This window comes from Moraxella sp. K02, assembly GCF_041154755.1.
In the GTDB taxonomy this organism is placed as follows: domain Bacteria; phylum Pseudomonadota; class Gammaproteobacteria; order Pseudomonadales; family Moraxellaceae; genus Faucicola.
The window spans coordinates 1,919,907-1,945,428 of record NZ_AP031590.1 but is presented as its reverse complement, the minus strand read 5'-3'; the positions used below and the strand labels follow the sequence as shown (position 1 = coordinate 1,945,428).

The window sequence follows — 25,522 nt, the reverse complement described above, 5'->3', positions numbered from 1 at the left end:
AAAGCATTAAGACTTGTTGTTATTGACGATACGACGCGCCAAGATAATACCATGTTGCTGCTCTAGTTTTGCGAGCAGCTTAGACAACTGACTTAGCCCCGTCACTTCTATGGTAAAATTCAACCGCGCGATATCATCATCCCCGCTTAGGGTATCAACTTGACGGATATTGACATTTTCTTGGTCGATAATTTGGGTAAGATCTTTGAGCAAGCCACGCCTGTCATACGATTCAAGGTATATTTGTACCAATTGGCTTTTGCCTTTATTGCCATACCAAGCGGCACTAATAGCGCGTTCAGGCTCACGCTCCACCAGTCGCTCGTATTCAACGCAATCACTGCGGTGGACGGATACGCCATTGGACTGGGTAATATACCCTGCAATTGACTCACCTTGCACGGGCGAGCAGCAATTTGCCAAGTGAATAGCAATGTTATCTAAGCCATCAACTTCGATTTTATACGCATCTAGCTTGCCTGTGGCTTTTGGGTGAATACTGGGGATAAGCTCAGTATCAGTGACTTCAGGCTCTAAATCTAGATGACGACTGATATGACCGGTCAAATTATGCAATTCAACGTTGCCATTGACTAGCCCTACCAAAATATCATCACTGTTTTTGGCATTAAAAAATTTGACGTAATCATTTAAATCGATACTGTTAGGGTGTACCGACATGCGCGCCAATTCTTTGGTTAATATGTGCTTACCTGTTTCGATATTTTTATCACGGTCTTGCTTATTAAACCATTGGCGCAGTTTGCTGCGAGCGCGACTGGTATTGATATAACCTAAGGATGCCACTAGCCAATCACGGTTTGGCTCGCGTGATTGCTTGGTAATAATCTCAACTTGCTCGCCTGTTTTGAGCTGATAGGTGAGCGGTACATAGCGTTTGTTGACACGAGCGGCTTGGGCGCGATTGCCGACATGGGTATGCACATGATAGGCAAAATCAAGCACGGTTGAGCCTTTGGGCAATTCGATGATATCGCCATCACGACTAAACACATAAATCCGCTCAAATTCACCAAAATCAACGACTTGTTCTTCTTCATCGAGCTCGCCATGCTCATGCTCAACATGCTTATCTAATACAAATTTTAACGGGTCATGATTGTCAGCATTTTCTTGATTGAGCAATAACTGACGCAGTGAGCTGATTTTTTTGGTCAGATAGTCGTCTTTTTTGTTTTTGGTGCCTTCTTTGTAGTTGACGTGTGCACACATGCCAAGTTCAGCTTCATAGTGCATGTCAAAGGTACGAATTTGTACTTCCAGCGATTTGTTCTCAGCAATGACCGCGGTATGTAGCGAGCGATAGCCATTGGTTTTTGGGTTAGTGATATAGTCATCAAACTGTTCGGGAATATAGCGCCATAAACCATGCACCAGCCCCAATACGTGATAACAATCGGCGTTGTTATGCACCAGTACCCGCAGTGCGCGGATGTCATATAATTGGTCAAACGACAATGATTTGAGTTTCATCTTACGATAAATCGAATAGATGTGTTTGACACGACCGGTGATTTCCCCGTCAATCCCTTGTGCAGCTAACGCCTCGCGCAGTTGTTGTGCAACACGGTCGATATAGGTTTCGCGCTCGCTACGTTTTTCGGAGAGTAATTTGGCGATTTCTTTGTAGCGGTCAGGCGCAAGATAACGAAACGATAAGTCCTCAAGCTCCCATTTAAGCTGTGCAATACCCATACGGTGCGCTAGCGGTGCGTAAATTGTCATGACCTCACGCGCGACCCGTTGCTGACGCTCAGGACTGGCATACGACAGCTCGCGCATCGCAAAAGTACGCTCAGCCAATTTGATTAGCACCACGCGCACATCGTTGGTCATGGAGATGAGCATGTTATAAATGCCCGATAACTGCTCGCGCTGGTTGTTATTAAAGTGGTCTTCTAAGCGCTTGTTGTTCTCTATCAAATCGGACAGACGCCCCAGTGCTAGGGTTTCTTGCACCAGCTCTGCGACTTCATCGCCAAAGGTGGCTTGGATTTGTTTGGGAGTAAAAATTTGGATACGCGCGGCACGATATAACATCGCAGCAACGAGCGTGGCTTCATCTTGGTATAGATAACCCAAAATATCGGCAATCCCAATCCCAGTCAAAAACGCATTAGAGCGGTTGCTTTCAGTACTTAAATCTTGATTTTTGAGTAGTTGACAGGCTTTGGTCAGCTCAGGCAGCTCAGTGAGATGGGCGCGTTTTGCCATCGATGCCAGCCAAGCTTCGGTATCAATGGTATGCTCATCGATGATGTGGCTGGCAGGCTCAGAGAGAATGGGCAAGTCAGTATGGGTGAAATGACGCTGGCTGGCAGTGATACTCGCAATCATCGTGGTACTATCATGATCAACGTCTTTTCCATCCAATAGCGGCAAACTTTCTCGTATTTTTACCATGTCAATTCTACACCTTACTTACCAGATTTCCTCAAAGAGCAAAAAAACTAACCTTGTTCATTTAAAATTATCAACTCACTTTCCCTGTGAATTTTTGTGTGATTAAGTTTGATTTGATACTGCGCTAGCAATAATAAAATATGACAGAGTAGTCGCTATAGCAGCGTGTTTTAGCTATGATAGTGCGTTGGGTTTGGGCGTGTTAAGCCTTAAAATAAATGTTAAAGGTTAAAATAAAGTAAATGCCATATTCACTTTATATATCTTAACCGTTTTATATATTTTAACCGTTTTGGGGTGCCCATGTTTAGCCATTTAACACTAACTTTATTACGCTTACTCATGTGTTAATTTTATTAAGATGTGTCTATTAGAAAACAATTGCAAGTCAACACGTCGATAAAATTTTTGTATCACTGTAATGATTCAATCTAAAAACTGTGCGGTACATGTAGCAATAAATGAGTGTTAGGCAACGACCCAATCAGCGATTTAAGTGAATCTCAATCCAAACTAGGATAAAACTATCTTGTTCAGTATAGGTGAGTTTAATGAAATTACCATCTCATTTTGTTACAAATGCGACTACTATAGCGTCAGATTTTACCATGACCCGCTCAAAAAGCCTTGCTAACTTTGGTAAAACCCTGTCAACGTTGGCGATAACGCTGACTTTATCGCTTGGGTTGACAGGGTGTAAGTATTTTCAAACGCAAACCGACGCTAACTCGCCCATTGGTGCCAAACAAATTGCCAAACTGATTCCCAAACGTGGACAAGATAGCAAAAGCTGGGCACAAGACATCAACCAAATATTTGATACGCTAAAAATAGAAAAAAACGCGCAAAATATTTGTACCGCTGTTGCCATTATCGACCAAGAGTCTAATTTTAAAGCCAATCCGCCCGTCGCGAATTTGGGGCAATCAAGCCTAAAAGCGATGAATGAGGAGTTGGAAGAAAAATTGGGCTCAACGCTAGCCCCATATTTTCGCACCATGCTAAAAACTGAGCCCACGCCCGACAACAGCTTTGAAAAACAAATCGCTAAAGTCAAAACCGAAGAAGAACTTGATGATATTTATCATCAGATGTTTGCGTATTTTTCAAGCAAATATTATGCCAGCAAACTGAACAGCGTTACCAAATTGGTGGGTGGGGATATCGAAGAAAAATTAGACCCGATTACCACGTTAGGCTCAATGCAGGTGCAAGTAAGTTATGCGCGTGACCATCGCCGGATGAATGGCAATAACCTTGAACTGCGTAAAGACCTATATAGCCAATATGGCGGATTGTACTATGGTATCCATCGCTTACTACTGTATAAAGCCAATTATCAAGACCCGATTTATCGCTTCGCTGACTACAACTCAGGGATGTATTCAAGCCGTAATGCGGCTTTCCAAAAAATGCTGCACGAGTTATCCAAAGCCGAAATAGACTATGACGGGGATTTATTGATTTATGAAAAAGGCAATAAAATCAGTGCCAATATCAGCCAAAGTGAGCAGGCGCTGATATCAATGATACAACAAGGCATGATTAGCCTGACGGAGCGACAAGTGCGCATGGACTTGGCAAAAGAAAAAAGCCAAGATTTTGAAAATACCGAAACCTATCGCACCATCGGTAGTCTTTACAAAATGAAAACCGGCAAAAATGCCCCTGCCGCCATCATGCCACAAGTGGTCATCTCTGGGGCAAAACTCAGCCGCGATTACAATACCAAATGGTACGCCGACAAAGTCAACGTACGCTATTTAAATTGTATGAATAAAGCCAAATTTTAGCGTCTCTCAAAGCGTGCAATACTTTCCACATGCCCTGTGTGCGGGAACATATCCATCACCCCCGCATGGGTGAGCTTGTAGCCTTTTTCAAGTAGCACGGCGGTATCGCGGGCAAGCGTAATCGGATTGCACGACACATAGACGATGCGTTTGGCATTGAATTTATCCAGATACTGCATGACTTCCAAAGCGCCTGAGCGGGGTGGGTCAATCAGCAGTGCATCGACTTGCCCAACCCAAGGCTCAGCAGAAAAATCTTGGGTCAAATCTTGGGCAAAAAAGTCGGTATGGTGCAAGCCGTTGGCGGTGGCATTCATCTTGGCACGCTGTGTCATCTCACTGCTGCCTTCCACACCAATCACAAAGCCCGTTTCACCCACTTGACGCGCCAGTGGCAGACTAAAATTGCCCAAACCGCAAAACAAATCAAGCACTCGCTCGCCTGGCTGCAAATCTAACAAATCAATTGCCAGCTTGGTCATTTTACGATTGACTGACAAATTGACTTGGGTAAAATCCAGTGGCGAGAATTCAAACGTCACATCAAACTCTGGCAAGCGATAAAACAAACCGCCTGTCGGTGGCACAGTCAGGCTTGATGGGCGCGCATTAGGCGTGTTCTCATATAACTGGTCAATGCGATGTACCGTGTCGCTACCTTTGGGCTGTAAAAATAACTGCCAGTTGCGCTCGGCAAAAAAAGCTTGCAGTTTTGCGATATCATGCTCACCTAAATCCACCATGTGACGGACAATGACGGCAATGGATTTTTTGCTATCGATAACATCATCAAGCGTTTCACCCATCGCTAACTCAAGCTGTGGAATATGGTCACGGGCGTCAAGCGAACTGATAAGCGCTTTTAGCGGTTCAATCTCAAAGCCGACACGCGGGTCAAGCACATGGCATTCATTTAAATTTGCCAAAAAATTGCTGGCGCGCTCACGAAAACCGACCAATGCTGTGCCTTTTTTCTCGACATAGCGCACGCCCATACGCGCCTTGGTACGGTAGCCCAAACGGTCAGCCACCAAAGGGGGAAGCCAGTGTTCAGGCTGGATATGGGCTTGGTGTTCAAGCAGCTCTGCCAGTACCGATTGCTTAAATTGAATCTGCCCATCGGGTTGCCAGTGCTGTAAGCTACAGCCACCACACACCCCAAAATGCGGACAAGGTGGGGTGGTGCGTTCAGGGTTTGGGTTTGCCAACACGAGAGCCGCGTCACCTTCTTCCATGCTTTTACGTGAGCCTGTGATTTTGACGCTCACGGTCTCGTTGGGCAGCGCAAAGCTGACGAATACTTTTTTGCCATGTTTATCGAGGTGATGGTCGGGCTGGTCACCGTAACTTGCCACGCCCCGTCCGTCATGGGCAAGATTGGTCACTGTTAGGGTCACGGGTGGGGCGTCTTGCAAACGTTTACGCACCCGCGCGGTGGGTTTGATTTTTTTGCTTGGGTTTTTGGTGAGTTGGGAAGACGACGTTTGGTCAGCAGTAGCGTTTGACATTTATTAAAAAACCTATTTAATCGAGGGTCAGTGTAAATATTTATTACAAAATTCATCAAAATTTTGTGGTTATGATAGCTTAAAATAGATTTTTTTTATATCAATACCTGACTTTACATCGCTCAAAGAAGAAGGTTTGGATGTGATTGCATAACTGGTTATTACTTATCATAGGGCATTCTTTAAATACTTTAAAGTTTTACCGCTAACAAATCAGCCAAGTGGTTATTTTTAAAAAGCAAAGTTGTGCTATGATGGTGTTTTATCCGTTAGCTATATAGGTTAATCGACACCATCATGCACGAACTAGAACTCAAGTTTGCTGTCCCAAGCTATCAACAAAGCGTCTTAAGAAAAAACATCGACACCAAAACGGCGCAGCAACAGCGCCTATCTGCGTATTACTTTGATACCCCCAATCAAGACCTTGCCAAAAAAGGCATTGCCCTGCGTATTCGTTTCGAAGACAGCCAGTGGGTACAAACCCTCAAAACAGCCGGTGATGGCGTTGCCAAACGTGTTGAGCTCAATACCGTGCTAAGCCTGACGGGTACGCCAGATACCCTTGATGTTAGCAGCCTTGTGCCTGATATTTCACTGATTACAGAGCCAACAGTCGTGGCGCAGCTGACGAATATCATGCCGCTTGATGAGCTCGCTCAAGCCTTAACCGTGCAATATTTCACCGATGTGCAGCGCACTTCTCGTCAAATTAAGAAAAATAACAGCCGCATCGAAATCGCTTATGATATCGGAAAGGTTGGCATAGGTCGCCTAAACTCACAAAAACCCGCCAATAATCATGGGTTAACCCAATCGGATATTCATGAAGTTGAATTTGAGCTGCTTGAAGGTGACCCAAGTGATTTAATTGAGGTGGCTAAAACCTGGTGCAAAAAATACAAATTATATTTATCAACCGTTACCAAAGCCCAGCGGGGTAGTCTGCTACTCGCGAATAAGCAATTTGCCCAGCCTGTCAAAGCGGATTTGGCTGTGCTGCAATTACATAAAGGCATCAGCCAATTTGCGTTTTTGCAGGCAGTGGTCAATAACTGCCTAGTGCAGATTTTGCCCAATGCCTCTACAATTGCTGAAGGCAGTCCCGATGGCAACTTAGTGCACCAACTGCGTGTCGGTATTCGGCGTTTGCGTACTGCCCTCAAACATTTCAAATTTGCCCCAGATTATATCGACCCAAATTGGCTGATGGTACTCAAACAAACCTTTAGCTTGTTAGGGGAGTATCGTGATAAAGAAATCTTGCAAATAAAAACCCAGCCCCTGCTAGAAGCAGTCGGTGCACCGCATGTTGAGTGGTCAACGGCCATAGATATCATGCCGATTGATGCCGTCAGAGCCAATGATTTTCAAATTCTGCTCTTAGAGCTGATTGGTTTTACCCATTTGCCCGTACCTGCGGATAATCCAAAAGCCAAAGCCCCAGTTGCCAAAAAGTTGGAAAAACTATTTACGGCGATTGCCGCGGCAAGTGATAAATTTGCTAGTCTTGATACTGACAGCCAGCATGGTGTCCGTAAAGACCTAAAAAGCCTGCGTTATGTCAGTGAGTTTGCTGCGCCGCTTTTTGCCAGCCAAACCAATGGCAAAAAAGGAAAAAAAGCGACGAAGCTCAACGCCTTTTTGCAATACTTAGAGCCTGCACAAGACGTACTGGGTGAGTATAATGACAATGTGGTCGGTCATGCTAACTATCTTGAGAAAGCCAAAACCGACCCAAATGCACTATTTGCGGTGGGTTGGTTTAGCGGGCGTGAGCAAGCGAGTGCCGAGCAATGCGCGGTCAGTCTAAAAACGGTGAAAAATGCGCCAAAGTTTTGGTAGCTTTACTTCAATCAAGCGTGTCAAACAAAAAAGCCAATACCGTCAGATATTGGCTTTTTGCTTTTATTGTAACACCTATCAAAACGCGTATTGAAAAATTATTTTCCGTAAACTTTTAAGCGTTTTTCGATCGGTTCAAAGGTTTTTTCACCGGCTGGGGCGGCGATACCACCAAATACCATCTGCGCAATGAGTTTCCAGTTGCTATCGATGTTCCATGTTTCTGCCACTTTTTCATCAATCACGCCATTATAATGCTGTAAGTTTGCACCGATGTTGAGCGCAGCTAAAGCGTTCCAAATCGCATATTGGTGCATGGCACTGGTGTGTTCTGCCCATACTGGGAAATTATGCGCATAAAGTGGGAATTGTTCTTGTAAGCCTTTGACCACTGATTGGTCCTCAAAATACAAGATAGTCCCTGCACCGGCTTTAAACATGGCCATTTTATCGGCAGTCGATTTGAATTTTTCATCATCATTCACCATCGCGCGTAGCAAATCTTCGGTGATTTGCCAAAGTTTTTGATGGTCTTCACCAAACAATACTACCAAGCGGCTTGATTGTGAGTTGAATGAAGAAGGGGTATGTAACACGGCATGTTCAACCAGTTTAACCACCTCATCTTTTGAGACAGGCAATTGGTCATTGAGCATATAGATAGAACGGCGAGTTTCTGCGATAGTGTGTAATGTTTCGACTGACATAATCAGCTCCTTTTCATTGTTATTTGATAATCAATCTACCTTATTAAAGCCGATTGATGTGACACGGCTATTATATGCCTAAAATACTAATAAATAAAAACTATTTTGTAATTTTTTTTAACCAATAATCATGTCTATTAATTTTTTCTAAATTATTATTAAGGTTAATTTTGATAAATTTACGGCAAAATTTCGACCGCTGTACCAATATCCACTTGGTCATACAGTGTGATAATGTCTTGATTGCGCATACGGATACAGCCATGAGAAAGCGGAATGCCCATCGGCTCGGTATTGGGCGTACCATGAATGTAAATGTAGCGCGCCTTAGTATCACACACCCCTTGCTCATTGGCGCCTTTGTTAAAGCCTTCTTCATAACCATCTAACCACAAAATCCGCGTCAAAATCCAGTCTCGATTGGGAAATGTAGTTGCCAAATGATCGTCGTAAATTTCGCCGGTAAATTGACGTGCCACAAAAACACTGTTGATAGGTAAATTATCACCAAATTTTTCGCTAATCACGTGCGCACCGAGCGGTGTACAGCCAGTATCCTGCAGTTGTCCAATACCATTTTTGGCGGTAGAGACGGGGTAAGTTTGTGATTGGGTTCTACTAAGACATAAAGTAAGCTGTTGTTTTTCAATTGAAATAATGATTTTTGGGTAAGGCATAATCGACTCGTTCAACATTAAGCTTAGACTATCATAACAAAAAAGCCCATCATATTCATGACAGGCTTTTTAAGAAAAATTTGAAAACATACAAGCACTTATTTGATGTCAGCAGTGGATACCCACAAGGTAGAATCAGCAATGTTCACAAAGCCATTTTTGGCTAATACCCAGCTAAACTTGATGCCTTTGGGCAGGGTCTGCACCACGGGGCATAAACGATTGGGACAAGAACGTACAATCGCATCTTTGTTGGTTTGTGCTCGATGAACGCTATCGGCTTGCGCAGTAAGTGGTAAAACCACCCATACCAAAGCCGCAGCCAAATTTGTCAGTTTATAGTTAGCAAGGAATGATTTAATGATCGCGCTCATGATTTTTCAAAAAATACAGTCAAATAAATACAGCCAAATAGTGAGAAAATTTTATCAATAAATTATCTATCAAAACAAAAAAACTATTGTCATATTCACGTAAAAATACTGTGACAATAGGTATAACGAAAAACTCAAAAAAGAAAAAGGCCTACGTAACACGTAAGCCTTTTTAATTTGGTCGGAACGGCGGGATTCGAACTCGCGACCCCTTGCACCCCATGCAAGTGCGCTACCAGACTGCGCTACGCCCCGAAAGGTGTACTATTCTACCAAAAATGACAGAATTTGCAATACAAACTTATCCAATTAGTTCTTTTAACAGCTGATTAACTTGAGCCGGGTTGGCTTTACCTTTAGAGGCTTTCATCACTTGACCGACAAGACCGTTAAAGGCTTTTTCCTTGCCTGACTTATACTCATCGACCATCGCTTGGTTGTTTTTCAACACGTCTTCGACAATCGCTTTAATCGCGCCTGTATCGGTTTCTTGTTTTAAACCTTTATCGGCAATGATTTTATCCACGGCTGTTTCATCGTCACCGCCTTCGCCAGCGAATAGGGCGATAAAGGCTTGCTTAGCCAGCTTGCCTGATAGCGTATTGTCTTTGATACGCGCTAGCAGTTTGGCAAATTGGGCGACAGAAATCGGGCTTTGCTCAATGGTTTTTTCATCTTTGTTGAGCGCGCCGAGCAGGTCACCCATTATCCAGTTAGCAGCCAGTTTGGCGTTATCATGACCGACTTTTGCCACTACTTGCTCAAAGTAATCAGCGAGCGAACGGCTAGCGGTTAAAATACGGCTATCATATTCAGGTAAGCCAAGCGCCGATTGAAAACGCTCACGACGTGCCACTGGCAGTTCTGGCATGGCGTTTTTGATTTGTTCAAAAGTTGCGGTATCAATATGCACAGGTAAAAGGTCAGGGTCTGGGAAGTAGCGGTAGTCGTTGGCTTCTTCCTTGGTACGCATTGAGCGCGTTTCGTCTTTGTCGGGATCGTACAGGCGAGTGGCTTGTATGACTTTGCCGCCGTCTTCAATCAAGTCAATTTGACGCTCGATTTCAACCGTGATGGCACGCTCGATAAAGCGAAACGAGTTAAGGTTCTTAATCTCACAGCGAGTACCCAAGTCGGCACCGGGTTTTCGCACGGAGACGTTACAGTCGGCACGGAATGAGCCTTCCGCCATAATGGCATCTGAGATACCCAGCCAAGTGACCAACTGGTGAATGGCTTTGACATAGGCAACCGCCTCAGCAGCTGAGCGCATATCAGGCTCCGAGACGATTTCAATCAGCGGCGTACCGGCACGGTTTAAATCCACGCCTGTCATTTGTGGCACCGCATCATGCACCGATTTGCCCGCATCTTCTTCTAAGTGAGCACGGGTAATGTGAATACGTTTGGGATATTCGTTTTTTTCACCTTCATTGACCACGATGTCGATATAGCCTGTACCAACAATCGGGTGCGCCATTTGGCTGATTTGGTAGCCTTTTGGCAAGTCGGGATAAAAATAATTTTTACGGTCAAAGGCGTTCATCATACCGATTTCAGCATTGACGCCAAGCCCAAACATCACCGCTTTTTCTACCACATCTTTGTTGAGTACAGGCAGCGCCCCTGGCATGGCTAGGTCAACGATATTGGCTTGGGTGTTGGGTTCTTGCCCAAACAGCGTTGAAGCCGATGAGAAAATTTTGGTGTTGGTGTTGAGTTGGCAGTGGATTTCGATACCAATAACCACTTCATAGCCATCCACTAAAGGCGCTTGCGGTTTATTTTCGTTTGTCATAACAAGGCTCCTTAGGCTTTGGCGATGGGTGATAGTTGTTGGTGAAAATCAGTGACTTGCTGATACGCATCGGCAGTTTGCAATAGTGTCTCTTCGTCCCATGCCTTTGCAATCAGCTGTAAGCCCACAGGCAGATTGTCACCATCAAAACCCACCGGATGGCTTAATGACGGTAAACCGGCTAAATTCACGCCAATGGTATAAACATCCCCCATATAAATTTCGGCAGGGCTAAGGCTTGCACCGATTTTATAAGCCGTCGTTGGCGCAGTTGGGGTGGCAATGACATCGCAGCTTTCAAAGGCTTTGGCAAAATCTTGGCTAATCAGGCGGCGCACTTTTTGCGCTTTGACATAATAGGCATCAAAATAACCCGCTGATAACGCATAGGTACCCATCAAAATACGGCGCTGTACTTCAGCACCAAAGCCTTCAGAACGTGAGCGGGTGTATAAATCTTCTAAGTTTTTTGGGCTGTCACAGCGGTAGCCATAACGCACCCCATCATAACGCGATAAGTTAGATGAAGCTTCGGCTGGGGCGAGCAAATAATAAGTGGCAAGGGTGATTTCAGGTTTGGTCAAATTCACATCCACCAAGCTTGCACCCAAGGCTTGGTATTGTTTTAATGCCGCTTCTACACTGGCTTTAACCTCGCTATTTAAGCCATCGGCAAAGTATTCGGTTGGGATACCGATGCGTAACCCTTGAAGCGGTTTATCATGGCTGGCATTGGCTTGGCGTTTGCTGGTCAAACTCGCGACAAAATCGGGCACCTCTTTGTTGGCAGATGTTGAATCTTTGCTGTCATGACCTGATAACACGTTGAGCAAATAAGCACAATCTTCTGCGGTTTTACCAAAACTGCCAGCCTGGTCAAAACTTGACGCATACGCCACCATCCCATAACGTGAGACACGTCCGTAAGTTGGCTTAATCCCTGTCAAACCACAAAATGACGCAGGTTGACGAATCGAGCCGCCGGTATCTGAGCCTGTGGCAAAGGGCGCAAAACCTGCCGCAACCGCTGCCGCGCTTCCGCCCGATGAACCGCCTGGTACACGGCTGATATCCCAAGGGTTGTGCACGGCGCCAAAGTATGATGACTCATTGTCCGAGCCCATCGCAAACTCATCCATGCTGGTTTTGCCAAGCATAACCAAGCCTGCATTTTGGCAGTTTTCAACAATGGTGGCGTCGTAAGGCGCCACAAAGTTTTCTAGCATTTTTGAGCCACAAGTGGTTAAAACGCCTTGGGTACAAAAAATGTCTTTATGAGCCAGTGGCACGCCCGTCAAGTCTGCGCCTTTGCCTTCTGCCAATAATTTATCGGCGGCAGCGGCTTGCGCTAACGCTTGTTCAGGCGTGACCGTGATAAAGCTGTTGATGGCTTTATCATGCTGGGTAATCCGATTAAGAAAATGTTGGGTAAGTTCGGTACTGCTAAAGTCTTTATTTTTTAGACCTGCCGCCAATTGGGCAACCGAAAACGTATGTAGTTCAGACATAATTTTCACTTATAATTAATTAACAAAAATTTGACAAGGTATTCGATGAGCTGTGGCTTATTCAATGACCTGTGGTACAAGGTATAGACCGTCAGCGACACTTGGTGCAATGGACTGATTTAGCTCACGATTGACTTCGACGCCATCACCGCTAATAACATCTTCACGCAGTGGCTGGGTCATATCATGGACATTGGTAAGCGGTGCGATATTGTCAGTATTGACCTCTGCCAAAATATCCATCATCGATAGGATTTTGCTTAGGTCATTGGCATAACTATCTGCCTGCTCAGCATTAACGCCAAGTCGAGCAAGTTTTGCGATGTTCATAATTTCATCAGTTGAAAGCGTCTGCGACATGATGAGTTCCTTAAGTACAAACAAAAATAAAACGGACAAACAAAGCAAATGTTCGATGCGATTTTAAACCAGACAATTATAGCAACAGGCTATAATAAAAGAGGATAAAACCTGATAAAAACAGTTGCTTTAGTTTAGTTACTTTTAATAACAAATTTGAAAAAATAGGGTGATGTGACCTAAATAATTTGTCACAAAAAATTCGTGAATAAAGATAGAATGTGATTAAATCACTATATTTTGCGATATTTTACCGCTATAATCTAGCACTATTCTTACTAAACGCAAATTAATCGCATTAAAGTCACTATCGCCTAAACCTCTTTAAAATCATCGTCACCTTTTTTATCTAAAAAGATAGTCTTTTAACTGTTAATCGTTAAGAGTTTCTTGCTATTTTTTATGTAAAATATAGCGGCGGTAAGCAGCTTGCTTCAGATTTTTTTGTTAGTGGGCACGATAGAGTGGTTTTGAAACATGGGCATTAGAAACATCGGTATTAAAAGCTTTTAAATAAACGCTTTTAAAAAATGCGTCCTTGACTCGATGTGCGATTAGACACCCCGCTAATTTCTGCTTTGCTTGCAGTGTAGTTTTGTTATCACTGGGAAATGATACATGAGCCTTTTCGGATTTTTATCAAGTAATATCGCCATCGACCTTGGCACTGCCAACACGTTAATTTTCACCCCAGGTAAAGGTGTGGTCCTCAATGAACCAACGGTTGTTGCGCTTCGTAGTAACCGTACCCAAAATCCTACCGTTGCGGCCGTCGGTATTGATGCCAAACAAATGCTAGGTCGTACCCCAGATAATATCACTGCGATTCGTCCACTCAAAGACGGTGTAATTGCCGATTTTGAAGTGACCCAAAAAATGCTCAAGCATTTTATCAACAAAGTGAAAGTCAAACGCTTTTTAGCCAATCCAAACGTGATTGTTTGTGTGCCTTGTAAATCAACCTTGGTAGAACGTCGTGCGATTCGTGAAGCGGTTGAATCGGCAGGCGCAAACAAAGCCTTATTGCTTGAAGAGCCTATGGCAGCTGCGATTGGCGCAGGGTTACCCGTGCATGAAGCCAGCGGTTCGATGGTGGTGGATATCGGGGGTGGTACCACAGAGATTGCGGTGATTGCGCTATCAGGCTGTGTGTATGCCGACTCCATCCGTATCGGCGGTGACGTGTTCGATGAAGCGATTATTACTCATGTCCGCCGTACTCATGGCTGTGTGATTGGTGAAACCACGGCTGAACGCATCAAAACCGAAGTAGGGACGGCAATTGAAGATCCTGAAAACCCCTTGGAAGTGGAAGTACGTGGTCGTAGCATGGCAGAAGGGGTACCTAAGTCATTTGTAGTGACATCCGCCGAAATCCAAAAAGCCTTAAGCGACCCTATTACTGGTATTATCTCGGGTGTCAAAGCAGCGCTTGAGCAAACGCCGCCTGAATTATCAGCCGATATCGCAGAGCGTGGTATTGTATTAACGGGTGGTGGCGCACTATTACGTAATCTTGATGAGCTGATTTCACGCGAGACAGGCTTGCCCGTCACGGTAGCTGAAGACCCACTGACTTGTGTCAGCCGTGGGGGTGGTAAAGCGCTAGAGTTTATCAATAACAAAGCATTGAATATGATTTTTGTCTGATGTTAACTGATGTGTTACCGTTAACCGCTATTTTTTAATAGCGGTTTTATTGCTTTATTGACAAGATGATTTTACGATAGCTTTTTTTAAAAGATTTTTGCTATCCTGATGGCTTGTTATCGCGCGCTGTATTGACTGCCACAGATTTTACTTGGATGTTACTTATGTCACTTACCATTTTTACCCAACAACCGCTCGCCATTCGCAAGACCCTTATTGTGGTGTTTGCGGCGATTGTGCTGATGTTATTGGATAGTAAAAATAGCAGTTGGTTTCAGCCAGTACGTACCGTGACCCATGCCGCCATGCAGCCCATCTATCAAGTATCGGCTTACCCAAGTTTTTTTGCAGGCTGGCTTGATAGTACTATGACCGAAAAAGAAGCGTTACGCCGTGAAAATGTCCAGTTAAAAGCTGAGCTGGTGCATGCCAAAGCGCAATTACAGCAGCAAGATTATCTTGTCGCGCAAAATGCCCGACTGCAAGGTATTTTATCTGCCACCACGCCAGACCAGTTTAATTTGCTGTTATCGCACGTGATTGGTACTGATAGCAATCCACTGCGGCAAATGGTGGTCATTAATAAAGGCAGCAAAGACGGGGTAATTGTCGGGCAAACGGTGATTGATGAAAACGGCATTCTTGGACAAGTCGTCAATGTTTATCCCGATACCTGCCGTGTGGTGTTAATCAGCGATGACCAACAATCCGTTGCAGTGACTATCAAACGTACCGGGCAAAAAGCCATTGTATCGGGCAAAGGTAATCCGCAGTATTTGGTGCTAGATTATATCTTTAAGGCATCGGATGTACGCATTGGCGATGAGCTGATTTCATCGGGGCTTGGTGGTCGTATTCCTGCCGGATTTCCTGTTGGGCGGGTGGCAAAAGTAGAAGCCGAGCAAGCGGGCGGCTATGCCAAGATTATGGTGAAACCCGCTGCCAATTTTATCAATACGTCTTATGTTTTATTGCTTCAGCAGAAGGTTTAAAATCACTGATTATGGTCGTCGTTCAGCGCAAAAAAACCAAACAGCATTTATATATTGTGATGGCAATCAGTTTTATCATCGCATCGGTACTCAGTGTGTATCCGCTGTCGGCAGAGATTGCGCTATTTCGTCCGATGTGGATGATTATGATGCTGATTTTTTGGCTGATATTTCAACCGACTTTAATTGGCATGGGATTGGCGTTTGTGGTTGGTTTGTTTGCTGATTTACTCACAGATAGCCGAATCGGTCAGCAAGCCTTATGTGCAGTGCTGGTAGCATTTTTTATCAAGTTTGTCAGTGGTTATTTACGCCAATTGTCCTCGAACTTGGTGTGGCTTTTGGCGGGAGCCTGTCTGCTGATTTATCAATTTGGGTTAATTTTTCTGCATTTATTTACCCAAGGAGTTTTTGCACCCCAATTACTTTATACCGTTGCCGTCAGTACCTTAATTTGGCCGCTGTTAGTCGCTGTCATGCTGCGTTATACGCGATAAGCGTATTGAGAAGTTATTATGTATCAATTTAATGTCACTATACCCATTATCTTGGCGTCCACCTCACCGAGGCGGCGTGAGTTGTTAGATCAAGTTGCGGTGCCACATACTTGTGTGGCAGTCAGTATTGATGAATCACGGCTAGCAGAGGAATCGGCGATTGACTATATTGGGCGTATGGTTAGTCAAAAAGCGCAAGCCGCTTTACAAGTTTTGCCAAAGGCTATGACCGAGTGTGTGGTAATTACCGCCGATACTATTGGCGTATTGCCGGATGGGTCAGTGCTACAAAAACCTAGCGATTTTGCCGATGCCTGTGCGATGTGGCGGCAAATGAGCAATGCCTCGCACCAAGTATGGACTGCAGTGCAAGTGAGCCGACTGGCGCAGCGTGGCGGTCAATGGCAGATGGATTATGCTGAGCGCACTGTGGTGAGAACCGATGTCAAATTTATCGCACTCACTGACAGCATGATGGCGCATTATTGGCATACGGGCGAACCCCAAGACAAAGCAGGTGGTTATGCCATTCAAGGGCTGGGCGCTGCGTGGGTCAAAGCGATAGACGGTAGCTATAGCAATGTGGTTGGACTGCCTTTGGTGGAAACGTTGGACTTGCTTTCTCAGGCGATGCAAACCCATTAGTAACAATTTATCCAATAAAAAGCTATAAGTACAAATCTTACGGCTTTTTTATCATGTTTTAAATGGTTAACCCAATGTCGCTTTGACCAATTTTGAAATCAAAGCGGGGTCAGCGCGACCTGCGGTTTTGACTTTCAGCGCATTCATCACAGCGCCCATTTGCTGCATTGAAGTGGCACCTTGCTCAGCAATTTCAGCAGCTACCAGATTGGCAATTTCTGCTTCACTCATGGGTTGTGGCAAGAATTGACTAATCACATCAATCTCAAATTGTTCTTTTTGTGCCAAATCTTCTCGCCCATTGGCTGCAAAAATCGCGAGCGACTCTTGGCGCTGCTTGGTTTGCTTTTGTAAGATGTCTAGTACACCTGCATCATCGAGCGTTATTTGGCGGTCAATTTCGATTTGTTTTATTACCGCTTGTACGCTGCGTAGCACTTTAACTTTTTCAAGCTCACGCGCTTTCATGGAAGTTTTGACCACATCGGTCAGGGTGTCTTTTATGGTACTCATGGTTTTAACGCTCCTTAATGTTAGCTAATGGCGTTTTTAAAATTGTGGTTAGCAACATAGCATAAAAAAATCCACTTAACAAAAGTGGACTTTATCATTTACTGGTATTGGGTGTCTTGCGACAAATTACCTTAGTAAAGACGAGTCGTGCGTACTGATTCACGTGACATTTTCTTTTTGTAACGTTTTACCGCAGCTGCTTTTTTGCGTTTACGTTCTTGAGTTGGTTTTTCATAGAACTCATGTTTACGTACATCTGCTAAAATACCTGCTTTCTCACAAGCACGTTTAAAGCGGCGAATTGCGATATCTACAGGTTCGTTCTCTTTTACCTTTACTGCTGGCATGTAGACTCCTTAAGTCTAGGCTGATTGATAGACAATAAATGTGCTATCAACAAAGCGGGGTTAGTGGGTCAGGAACATTAATCCGGCTGTATAGGTGATTATTAGCCAACCTACCCATGGTTTGGCATCAGCTCAGATTAGGATAAAAATAGGTGCGAATTTTAACTAAATATCCCATGTAAGTCAATGTAAATTTTAGCTTTTTAATCACCGGTTAAATTAAAAAATCCTCCTCCTAGCCAATTGCCCTGTTATAGCTAGCCAGTAAAAAATTTTTGCCTGTTATCGTAACAAAATACACAATGATAGTAATGATTTAGCAAGGTGGCTTTAAAATGTTATTTTATTCATACCGCAGTAATGCTAATATAGTCACTAATTCTCGTGTGATAACAACATACCACTAAATGTTGTACTAGCCATTTGCCAGTCGACATTACCACGCAAAACATTACCATGCAAAAACAGTTTGTAGGGCTATTAAAAATTTATACATTGATGTGAAATTAGATTTCACCTTATTTGAAAGGAAAAGGTTATGCTACCGATATCAACACGCAATGCCACGTTAGCCAGTCTTATGATTGCCTTGGGTCTTACCATGAGCGCATGTAGTAAGCATGAGTCAGCCGAAAGCAAACCAACCGAAGAAATTGCTGCACAGCAAGGTGAAATCGCTCGTGCAAACCATCCCATGCCAGTGGCCTCACAGCCTGCTTCATTTGTGCCACCGACAGCTGCCTCAGCCGCTGCCACCACGACGACAGCAACCGCTACCCCAGTTTCTGCTGATGCTGGCGAAAAATTGTTTGGTAGTGTATGTACCACTTGTCACACAGCAGGCTTAATGGGCGCACCAAAACTTGCTGATAAAGCCGATTGGGCACCTCGCATTGCGCAAGGTAAAGACACGCTGTATAAACACGCCATTGTCGGCTATCAAGGAAAAACCGGTGTAATGCCAGCCAAAGGCGGTAGCCAAGCCTCGGATGAGGAAGTAAAAGCTGCCGTTGATTATATGGTCTCAAAAGCGAGCTGATAGGTATTGCGCCATTTATAACTCAAGGCTATACATTCAAGCCTATGCAATTAAGCCTATGCAATCAATTCTGGCATCGAGCAGCAGTAAACCAGTCACTATTACAATAGTAGGCTGGTTTTTTTATACGTTTTTTATACCCAATGTGCTTTGTTTTAACCCGCAGTTTGGTTATGATGAATGACTCTGTTCAATCACCAAACCCTGTTAAGAAACCGCCATGACACCTGCCGTTAATCTTGCCAAAAAACTAAAAATCAACTTCCAGTTACATGAATACCATCATGACGCGCATAGTGAAAGCTATGGGCTTGAAGCAGCAGAAAAACTACAAGTTGAGCCGAAGCGGGTTTTTAAAACTTTGGTGGTGCAAGACGAAAATGACAAGCTCGCTGTTGCGATACTGCCTGTTGAGCATTTGCTAAACCTAAAAAAAATCGCCAAAGCCATCGGTAGTAAAAAAGCACAAATGGCAGACCCCAAATTGGTAGAACGTACCACAGGCTATGTGCTAGGTGGGGTAAGCCCACTAGGTCAAAAAAAACGCCTGCCCACGGTCATCGATCAGTCGGCACAACACTTTGCAACTATTTATTGTAGTGGTGGTAGACGCGGCCTGGAGATTGAGTTGTCACCGTCAGATTTAGCAGGCGCAGTAAACGCTAAATTTGCAGATTTAATTCAAGAATAAAGGATAACACCATGCCCAATGTCATTATTGAAGTGAGTCACGACCATGTTATTAGTCAGCCCGATAACCTATTAGCGCGGGTCAATGATACGCTATGGCAGTCTGGCAATTTTAAGCTACAAAGTGATATCAAATCACGTATCTACTACCCAAATAACGTATTGGTGGGACTGACCAATAGCGGAGATGAAGCCTTTGTTATGGCGCATTTTTATCTGATGCCAGGGCGGGATGACGCTACCATTCAATCATTGGCGCAGCGCATTGCCAATGCTATCAAAGCGCATCTGCAGGCATTCGAAAGTGAGGTGCCTGTTGGCAGTTTACAGATTTGCGTCAATTCCACCACGCTAAGCGCCAATTATGTCAAGCAGTATGTCGAATTCAAATAGAGGGGTTAGTGATAAAAATTGACTACTTTAAGCACATTTTTGCTGACTTTTGCCAACCGGTAAGATAGTAAGTTTGGCAACAAAACCCGCAGCCGCCCCGTTGGTGGCCATCAAATTGCGTGCGATGCGGATGGTGTAGTTGCCTGATTGTGGCAAACAACCTTGATAGACAATTCCGCCTTTGCCCCCATCAACGTTGCCCGTAGGGGATATGATAACACCGACATTGGCAAATTCAGCATAGCCCCTGCGAGGCATCAATACTAAGGTTGCGTATTGATTTTTGCTGGCTTTGAATTGGTAAAGCAGGCTATCTTGTTTGGGCGATAATTGACCAACCCACATTTTACTGGTTTGGTTTTTGCCAAAATGGATAACGGTCTGTACGGGCGTGGCATTGAGCGGGTGGGTCATCCCTAATAAAGATAAGACAATAACCAACTGATAAGGTTTTAAAAATTTTGCCATGTTTTTAGCTTACTATGAAAAATCTGTAAGATACAAATAAGGATACACAAGGGCTAGCCAATGACTAAACAGTCATTTGCGTTATTCTCAACTTATCGCAAACATAGTAAACTAGTCAAGATTTTGTTTTGTCTGCGGTATGTAAAAATTTTAACAAGCATCTTTTCACAAGCATCTTTTAAAGACATCATGTAAAGACATCGTGCAAAACATCATTTTTCGGTTTTCCCCGTTGATTTCAACATAACTCAAGGAGTTAGCAATGATTTATCAAGGAAATAGCATCTCGGTATCGCTACTCGAAGACGGTATTGCTAAATTAAACTACGATAATCAAACTGAGAGCGTTAATAAATTTGACCAAGCCACCATCAAAGAATTTGGCGAAGCAGTCACGGCATTAGAACAATCTTCAGACGTTAAAGGTCTAATCGTTACTTCAGGAAAAAAAGTTTTCATCGCTGGTGCGGACATTACTGAATTTGTTGGTAATTTCAAAAAACCAGAAGCCGAGATTGCTTCTTGGGTACTTGACATCAACAAAACATTCAACCGTTTTGAAGACCTGCCTTTCCCAAAAGTTGCGGCAATCAATGGCGCATCCATGGGCGGTGGTACAGAGATGACGTTGGTGTGTGACTACCGTGTCATGAGTGACAAAGCTAGCATCGGTTTACCCGAAGTTAAATTGGGCATCTTCCCAGGCTTTGGTGGTTCGGTGCGTTTGCCACGTATCATCGGTATCGATAACGCGCTTGAAATCATCGCAACTGGCGAAGCACAAAAACCAGCCGCTGCATTAAAAGTCGGTATGGTGGATGCAGTTGTTGCCGCAGACCAACTCGAAGCGTCAGCGATTGATTTAGTCAAAAAATGTATCGCAGGCGATCTAGATTGGAAAGCACGCCATGACGAAAAAATCAATCCAGTCAAATTAAACGCCTTAGAACAAGCGATGGCATTTAACTCAGCCAAAGGTGTACTGTTCTCAAAAGCCAATCCAGCGCAGTACCCAGCGCCAAAAATCGCGTTAGAGTCTATCGAAAAACACGTGAACCTACCACGTGACAAAGCGTTAGAAATTGAATCTGCAGGTTTTGCAAAAGCAGCAAAAACCCCACAAGCAGAAAGCCTAGTCGGTTTATTCTTAAACGACCAAGCCGTTCGTAAACTCGCTAAAACTCACAGCGCCAAAGCGCATGATATTAAAGAAGCTGCTGTATTGGGCGCAGGTATCATGGGTGGCGGTATCGCTTACCAAGCCGCCTCAAAAGGCTTGCCAATCATCATGAAAGACATCAAGTCAGAGCAACTTGACTTAGGTATGCGCGAGGCCAGCAAACACCTATCAAGCGGTATGGCACGCGGTAAAGTAACCCCAGCACAAATGGGCGAAACTTTAAGCCGTATCCGTCCTACGCTCAACTACGGTGATTTTGGTGAGACTGACATCGTGATTGAAGCGGTTGTTGAAAATCCAAAAGTTAAACACGCGGTATTAAAAGAAGTTGAAGGGCTAGTTAAAGACAACTGTATCCTAGCATCTAACACTTCGACCATTTCTATCACCTATTTAGCTTCGGTACTAGAGCGCCCAGAAAACTTCGTCGGCATGCACTTCTTTAATCCAGTCCATCGTATGCCACTGGTTGAAGTAATTCGTGGTGAAAAATCAAGCGAAGAAGCGGTAGCGACCACGGTAGCGTTAGCAGAAAAAATGGGTAAAGTGCCAGTGGTGGTAAATGACTGCCCAGGTTTCTTAGTTAACCGCGTATTATTTCCTTACTTCGGTGCGTTTGACTTATTGATCAAACAAGGCGCTGACTTTGTTCAAATCGACAAAGTCATGGAAAAATTTGGTTGGCCAATGGGTCCTGCCTACTTGATGGACGTTGTGGGTATCGACACAGGGGTTCACGGGGCAGAAGTCATGGCGGAAGGCTTCCCAGACCGTATGAAACCAGACTACAAAGTGAGTGGTCAGATATTGTTTGAAGCCAATCGCTTAGGTCAAAAAAATGGCGTTGGTTTCTACAAATACGAAACGGATAAAAAAGGCAAGCCAGTTAAAACTGCCGATCCACAAACCGTTGAATTATTAAAACCATTTATCGATGCGCCAAAACAGTTTGAAGACCAAGAAATCATTGATCGTCTAATGATTGCATTATGTAATGAAACGGTTCGCTGCTTAGAAGACAACATCGTGTCTACGCCTGCAGAAGCAGACATGGCGATGATTATGGGTATTGGTTTCCCGCCATTCCGTGGTGGTCCATGCCGTTACATCGACCAAATCGGTCTACAAAATTACCTAGCCCTTTGCGACAAATACGCAAGCTTAGGTAAAGCCTATGAAGCGCCACAAATGATTCGTGATATGGCAGCAAATGGTAAAACTTTTTACCCACAAGCGTAATCGACGATTATAAATTTTAAGGAGAATAAAATGACTACATTAAGTCCAAAAGATGTCGTGATTGTCGATGGCGTTCGTACCGCAATGGGCAAATCAAAAAATGGTATGTTCCGCTATGTACGCGCTGACAGCATGTCTGCGGAACTTGTTAAAGCATTGGTAGCGCGTAACCCGTTTGATACCAAACTTGTAGAAGATGTTATCTGGGGCTGTGTCAACCAAACCCTAGAACAAGGTATGAACATCGGTCGTAATATCGGTTTATTGGCTGAATTACCCCGTACCACAGCAGGTCAAACGGTCAACCGTCTATGTGGTTCATCCATGCAAGCGCTTCACACCGCAGCGGCACAAATCATGACCGGTCAAGGTGATGTGTTCATTATCGGCGGTGTTGAGCACATGGGTCACGTGGGCATGATGCACGGTATTGACATCAACCCAGAGGCTTCAAAATACTATGCAAAAGCCTCTAACATGATGGGTTTAACCGCTGAAATGCTCGGACGTATGAATAACATCAGCCGTCAAGAACAAGATGCGTTTGGTGTAGAATCACATCGCCGTGCGTGGGAAGCGACACAGCAAGGTCGTTTCAAAAACGAAATCATCGGCATTGAAGGCCATGACGAAAACGGTAATTTACAACTTTGCACCATCGATGAAGTGATTCGTCCCGATGCCAACCTACAATCATTTGCGGCATTGCGCCCCGTATTTGACCCTAAAGGTGGTACCGTGACAGCTGCCACGTCATCAGCCTTGTCTGACGGTGCATCTGCGATGCTTATCATGTCTGCACAAAAAGCCAAAGACTTGGGTTTAACACCGCGCGCCCGTATTCGCGGTATGGCAGTTGCAGGCTGTGACGCGGCTATCATGGGTTATGGTCCAGTACCTGCTACCCAAAAAGCCTTAAAACGCGCTGGTATGAGCATTGACGATATGCAAACCATCGAACTTAACGAAGCATTTGCCGCACAAGGCTTATCGGTTCTTAAGGGCTTAAACCTACAAGACAAACTAGATATCGTTAACCTAAATGGTGGTGCTATTGCATTAGGTCACCCACTAGGCTGTTCTGGTGCACGTATCACCACCACACTATTAAATGTGATGGAACAACAAGACACCCAAATCGGTCTTGCCACCATGTGTATTGGTTTAGGTCAAGGGATTGCCACCATTATTGAACGTGTATAAGCAGTTTGTTGTAACAAAAACCCTTGATTGAAATCAAGGGTTTTTTTACGCGTGCAGTTTTTTACCCATATTTTTTACTAATTTTTTATCCCTTTTTCTTTATTACCGTTTCTTTATCACTGTTTGTTCACTATTCTTGCTTTACTATAAAGTCTAAGAAATTTTTTGCCAAATCTGTTATGTTGTCTAAATAAAAATAGATAAATATAGGTGTATTGTGAGTTTATTTCAAAATCTACTAATTATTTGTATATTAGTGTTGATTTCCAGTTTTTTCTCCATTTCCGAAATTGCCTTGGCAGGTGCTAGGCGCATCAAGCTAAAGTTGTTAGCAGAATCGGGTGACAATCGCGCCAATAAAATTTTACATTTACAAGAAAATTCTGCCGAATTTTTTGCCACCTCACAAATTGGGCTAAATGCCGTGGCAATTTTGGGCGGTATTGTCGGTGAGTCTGCGCTTCGCCCCTACTTTATTGACCTTATCTCCCCCTTTTATCAAGGCAAAATGCTCGATAATATCGGTTTTATGATGTCATTTTTGGTGGTGACTTTATTGTTTATTTTGTTTGCTGACTTGATCCCCAAACGCATTGGCATGATTAACCCAGAACGCGTGGCGTTAGCGGTGATTGAGCCTGTACTGTTGTCAATCAAAGTATTTAAGCCGCTGGCATGGATTATCAACGGGCTGGCAAATCTGATTTTTAGAATTTTTAAAGTCAACATGGTGAGAGAAGAAAATATCACCTTTGATGATGTTTCTGCTGTGGTGGATGCAGGTGCGCAAGCGGGGGTGTTGCTCAAGCAAGAACATCACTTTATCGAGAACGTTTTTGAGCTTGAAGAACGTAACGTGCCCTCTAGCATGACCACCCGTGAGGATGTGGTGTATTTCACCCTTGGCGAGTCTGAGCAAAGTATTCGCCAAAAAATCGCAAGTTATCCGTATTCAAAATTTCTGGTATGTAAAGACCATATTGATGAAGTGATTGGGTATGTCGATACCAAAGATATTTTGGTAAAACTTCTTAGTAACCAGTCGCAAATTTTGCTCAATGAAACTACGATTCGTAATGTATTAATCATCCCCGATACATTAACCTTATCCGAGCTGCTAGACCGTTTTCGCTCTAGTAAAGAAAAATTTGCCGTGGTGATGAACGAATATGCGCTCATTGTCGGTGTCATTACGCTATCTGATATCATGATGACAGTGATGGGGGATTGGGTCGCACCGATTGAAGATGAGCAGCAGATTATCCAGCGTGATGAATTTTCATGGCTGATTGAAGGTACCACGCCGATTGAAAACGTCAAACATGCGCTCGGTATCGAAGATTTTCCCGATTGGGACAATTATGAAACTTTAGCAGGTTTTATGATGTACAAACTGCGCAAAATTCCCCGTCCTGCGGATTTTGTTGAATATCAAGGTTATAAATTTGAAGTAGTCGATATTGATCATCATAAAATTGACCAATTACTCGTTACCCGTTATATCAAAGATGAAGAAAACCAAATTATCAGCGATAGTTAGTCAAGGTGACTGGGTAATACTGCCGCTTTGACATTGAAACTGATTAACTTTTTTCACGTTTCTTGTTAAAGTAGTTCATGGTTTCACCAAATCGTGAACTTTTTTCTTTTGGGCTTGGCAAACGGTAAAATT

23 protein-coding genes and 1 tRNA gene are annotated in these 25,522 nt (G+C 43.9%); 12 read left to right on the top strand and 12 right to left on the bottom strand.

What is annotated here, in order from left to right:
• Positions 1–6 precede the first annotated feature (6 nt).
• Complete coding sequence (locus ACAM39_RS08710) at positions 7–2,424, bottom strand: RelA/SpoT family protein (RefSeq protein ID WP_369627372.1); 2,418 nt, start codon at positions 2,422–2,424, stop codon at positions 7–9.
• Positions 2,425–3,032: 608 nt separating this feature from the next.
• On the opposite strand from ACAM39_RS08710, the gene ACAM39_RS08705 reads away from it, so the two are divergent.
• Positions 3,033–4,217, top strand: a complete 1,185-nt coding sequence (locus ACAM39_RS08705) for a DUF1615 family protein (protein WP_369628597.1) — start codon at positions 3,033–3,035, stop codon at positions 4,215–4,217.
• Here the strand turns inward: ACAM39_RS08705 and rlmD are convergent.
• Entirely contained in the window at positions 4,214–5,725 is a 1,512-nt protein-coding gene (gene rlmD, locus ACAM39_RS08700) for a 23S rRNA (uracil(1939)-C(5))-methyltransferase RlmD (protein WP_369627371.1), read from the bottom strand. The genes ACAM39_RS08705 and rlmD overlap by 4 nt on opposite strands.
• A 297-nt stretch (positions 5,726–6,022) precedes the next feature.
• On the opposite strand from rlmD, the gene ACAM39_RS08695 reads away from it, so the two are divergent.
• Positions 6,023–7,570 (top strand): CYTH and CHAD domain-containing protein, encoded by a 1,548-nt coding sequence (locus ACAM39_RS08695; protein ID WP_369627370.1) that lies wholly within the window; start codon positions 6,023–6,025, stop codon positions 7,568–7,570.
• Positions 7,571–7,668: 98 nt separating this feature from the next.
• Here the strand turns inward: ACAM39_RS08695 and ACAM39_RS08690 are convergent, their stop codons facing one another.
• From ACAM39_RS08690 to gatC, 7 genes are all read right to left on the bottom strand, one after another.
• Positions 7,669–8,277: a nitroreductase family protein gene (locus tag ACAM39_RS08690; protein ID WP_159375223.1), complete on the bottom strand. Its 609-nt coding sequence runs from the start codon at positions 8,275–8,277 to the stop codon at positions 7,669–7,671.
• A 179-nt stretch (positions 8,278–8,456) separates the two neighbouring features.
• The gene (locus ACAM39_RS08685) at positions 8,457–8,954 is read right to left on the bottom strand and encodes a L,D-transpeptidase (RefSeq protein WP_128681686.1); all 498 of its coding nucleotides are present in this window, start codon (positions 8,952–8,954) and stop codon (positions 8,457–8,459) included.
• Positions 8,955–9,052: 98 nt separating this feature from the next.
• On the bottom strand, positions 9,053–9,328 hold the full coding sequence (locus ACAM39_RS08680) for a hypothetical protein (protein WP_369627369.1): 276 nt from the start codon (positions 9,326–9,328) through the stop codon (positions 9,053–9,055).
• A 178-nt stretch (positions 9,329–9,506) separates the two neighbouring features.
• Positions 9,507–9,583: transfer RNA gene (locus ACAM39_RS08675), tRNA-Pro, on the bottom strand.
• Between the two features lie 46 nt (positions 9,584–9,629).
• Positions 9,630–11,126: an Asp-tRNA(Asn)/Glu-tRNA(Gln) amidotransferase subunit GatB gene (gene gatB, locus ACAM39_RS08670; RefSeq protein ID WP_369627368.1), complete on the bottom strand. Its 1,497-nt coding sequence runs from the start codon at positions 11,124–11,126 to the stop codon at positions 9,630–9,632.
• Positions 11,127–11,137: 11 nt separating this feature from the next.
• Positions 11,138–12,634, bottom strand: coding sequence for an Asp-tRNA(Asn)/Glu-tRNA(Gln) amidotransferase subunit GatA (gatA, locus tag ACAM39_RS08665; protein ID WP_369627367.1), 1,497 nt, complete (start codon positions 12,632–12,634; stop codon positions 11,138–11,140).
• A 57-nt stretch (positions 12,635–12,691) separates the two neighbouring features.
• Complete coding sequence (gatC, locus tag ACAM39_RS08660) at positions 12,692–12,994, bottom strand: Asp-tRNA(Asn)/Glu-tRNA(Gln) amidotransferase subunit GatC (protein ID WP_369627366.1); 303 nt, start codon at positions 12,992–12,994, stop codon at positions 12,692–12,694.
• Between the two features lie 618 nt (positions 12,995–13,612).
• Between gatC and ACAM39_RS08655 the strand changes: the two genes are divergently transcribed.
• From ACAM39_RS08655 to ACAM39_RS08640, 4 genes are all read left to right on the top strand, one after another.
• Positions 13,613–14,644 (top strand): rod shape-determining protein, encoded by a 1,032-nt coding sequence (locus tag ACAM39_RS08655; RefSeq protein WP_007115517.1) that lies wholly within the window; start codon positions 13,613–13,615, stop codon positions 14,642–14,644.
• Positions 14,645–14,808: 164 nt separating this feature from the next.
• Positions 14,809–15,636, top strand: coding sequence for a rod shape-determining protein MreC (gene mreC, locus ACAM39_RS08650; protein ID WP_036598406.1), 828 nt, complete (start codon positions 14,809–14,811; stop codon positions 15,634–15,636).
• 11 nt (positions 15,637–15,647) lie between these two features.
• Positions 15,648–16,133: a rod shape-determining protein MreD gene (gene mreD / locus ACAM39_RS08645; protein ID WP_060995642.1), complete on the top strand. Its 486-nt coding sequence runs from the start codon at positions 15,648–15,650 to the stop codon at positions 16,131–16,133.
• An 18-nt stretch (positions 16,134–16,151) separates the two neighbouring features.
• Positions 16,152–16,778: a Maf family protein gene (locus ACAM39_RS08640; protein ID WP_369627365.1), complete on the top strand. Its 627-nt coding sequence runs from the start codon at positions 16,152–16,154 to the stop codon at positions 16,776–16,778.
• Between the two features lie 66 nt (positions 16,779–16,844).
• Here ACAM39_RS08640 and ACAM39_RS08635 read toward each other — a convergent pair whose 3' ends face one another.
• Positions 16,845–17,291, bottom strand: a complete 447-nt coding sequence (locus ACAM39_RS08635; protein WP_101963896.1) for a GatB/YqeY domain-containing protein — start codon at positions 17,289–17,291, stop codon at positions 16,845–16,847.
• 131 nt (positions 17,292–17,422) lie between these two features.
• Positions 17,423–17,638 carry a 30S ribosomal protein S21 gene (gene rpsU / locus ACAM39_RS08630; RefSeq protein ID WP_007115522.1) on the bottom strand — a complete coding sequence of 72 codons (216 nt, stop codon included), beginning with the start codon at positions 17,636–17,638 and terminating at the stop codon, positions 17,423–17,425.
• Positions 17,639–18,176: 538 nt separating this feature from the next.
• Between rpsU and ACAM39_RS08625 the strand changes: the two genes are divergently transcribed.
• The 3 genes from ACAM39_RS08625 (at position 18,177) to ACAM39_RS08615 (ending at position 19,760) form a co-directional block, all read left to right on the top strand.
• The gene (locus ACAM39_RS08625; RefSeq protein ID WP_369627364.1) at positions 18,177–18,677 is read left to right on the top strand and encodes a c-type cytochrome; all 501 of its coding nucleotides are present in this window, start codon (positions 18,177–18,179) and stop codon (positions 18,675–18,677) included.
• A gap of 220 nt (positions 18,678–18,897) precedes the next feature.
• Positions 18,898–19,368: a Cys-tRNA(Pro) deacylase gene (gene ybaK, locus ACAM39_RS08620; protein WP_369627363.1), complete on the top strand. Its 471-nt coding sequence runs from the start codon at positions 18,898–18,900 to the stop codon at positions 19,366–19,368.
• Positions 19,369–19,379: 11 nt separating this feature from the next.
• Complete coding sequence (locus ACAM39_RS08615) at positions 19,380–19,760, top strand: 5-carboxymethyl-2-hydroxymuconate Delta-isomerase (RefSeq protein WP_369627362.1); 381 nt, start codon at positions 19,380–19,382, stop codon at positions 19,758–19,760.
• A 27-nt stretch (positions 19,761–19,787) separates the two neighbouring features.
• Here the strand turns inward: ACAM39_RS08615 and ACAM39_RS08610 are convergent, their stop codons facing one another.
• Entirely contained in the window at positions 19,788–20,228 is a 441-nt protein-coding gene (locus tag ACAM39_RS08610; RefSeq protein WP_369627361.1) for a hypothetical protein, read from the bottom strand.
• 262 nt (positions 20,229–20,490) lie between these two features.
• On the opposite strand from ACAM39_RS08610, the gene fadB reads away from it, so the two are divergent.
• The 3 genes from fadB (at position 20,491) to paeA (ending at position 25,390) form a co-directional block, all read left to right on the top strand.
• Positions 20,491–22,647: a fatty acid oxidation complex subunit alpha FadB gene (fadB, locus tag ACAM39_RS08605; protein WP_369627360.1), complete on the top strand. Its 2,157-nt coding sequence runs from the start codon at positions 20,491–20,493 to the stop codon at positions 22,645–22,647.
• 30 nt (positions 22,648–22,677) lie between these two features.
• Positions 22,678–23,850: an acetyl-CoA C-acyltransferase FadA gene (gene fadA, locus ACAM39_RS08600; RefSeq protein WP_369627359.1), complete on the top strand. Its 1,173-nt coding sequence runs from the start codon at positions 22,678–22,680 to the stop codon at positions 23,848–23,850.
• A gap of 217 nt (positions 23,851–24,067) precedes the next feature.
• Positions 24,068–25,390, top strand: coding sequence for a polyamine export protein PaeA (gene paeA, locus ACAM39_RS08595; protein WP_369627358.1), 1,323 nt, complete (start codon positions 24,068–24,070; stop codon positions 25,388–25,390).
• The last annotated feature ends 132 nt before the right edge of the window (positions 25,391–25,522 follow it).